Here is a 1,231-nt window from a genome sequence, read left to right on the forward strand (position 1 = left end):
TCACAGACTCTTCGATACGCTTGACGAGAGTTCCGAGCATTACCGCACTGATCGGTGAGGTTGAGGGACTCATACCGCCGCTCAAACGCCCTTGGAGCTCAACCGTGAGCCACGTTACCGCATTTTTCGCACTGATCCCCTGCTCCAACATCGCTTCAAAATAGTGCGCGGTTTCAAGTTCAGCCGTAATAACCGCCGCGTTATAGTCATTGATTCCGAACTCACTCACAAAACGCTCTTTTTTCGCATCGGGGAGTTCAGGGATATTGCAGACATCGGCATACATTGCATCATCCACAATCACTTTGAGCAAATCGGGTTCAGGGAAATAACGATAATCCGCCGCTTCCTCTTTACCGCGCATCGATCTAGTCTCTTGTTTCACTTGGTCGAACAAGCGGGTCTCTTGAACGATTTCGCTCTCATAGGTGCCGTCTTCCCACGCTTCGCGTTGACGCGCTACTTCAAGTTCGATTGCCCGCTGAATAAAGCGGAAACTGTTGATGTTTTTGATCTCGACGCGGGTATAGAGTTTCTCATCCCCACGAGGTCGGATAGAGACGTTAACGTCAACGCGGAATGACCCCTCTTGCATATTGGCATCGGAGATATCGATGTAACGGACGATCGAATGGAGCTTTTTGAGATACGAAATCGCATCTTCGGCAGAGCGCATATCGGGTTCGGAAACGATCTCAAGAAGCGGTGTACCCGCACGGTTCAGATCTACTTTTGAGATAGCACCGTCATGGATATTTTTCCCCGCATCGGCTTCGATATGGGCGCGGTTAATACGGATCATTTTATGGCTTCCGTCTTCGAAATCGATAACGAGTTTTCCGTGTTCGACAACCGGGGTATAGAGCTGAGTGATTTGGTAGGCACTTGGACTGTCGGGATAAAAATAGCTTTTACGGTCGAAAAACGAAGTGCGGTTGATCGTCGCCCCTACCGCCGTACCGAACATCCCCGCTTTACGAACTGCTTCACGATTTAGCACAGGCAATGCACCCGGAAGGGCTAAACAAGTCGGACACGTGTTGGTGTTTTGTTCGTGGTTAAAGCTGGTAGGGCATGAGCAAAAAAGTTTAGACTGGGTATTGAGCTGGACGTGAACTTCCAAACCGATAATGGTTTCAAACATACGAAAAATTCCTTGGTTTATATAAAATAACGGATAGAGGCAAAACCGTAAGCACCGCACTCTTCAACCGCTTTTATCTGCTCTTGG

The 1,231-nt window shown here is 48.7% G+C and carries 1 protein-coding gene; it reads right to left on the reverse strand.

The annotated features are described in order from the left end of the window. Positions 1-1,144 (reverse strand): Asp-tRNA(Asn)/Glu-tRNA(Gln) amidotransferase subunit GatB (gatB, locus tag A2517_RS10325; RefSeq protein ID WP_294896737.1); only part of this gene is annotated, 1,144 nt, incomplete at its 3' end. Between the last annotated feature and the right edge of the window lie 87 nt (positions 1,145-1,231).

The organism is Sulfuricurvum sp. RIFOXYD12_FULL_44_77 (genome assembly GCF_001830725.1).
GTDB lineage: Bacteria > Campylobacterota > Campylobacteria > Campylobacterales > Sulfurimonadaceae > Sulfuricurvum > Sulfuricurvum kujiense_A.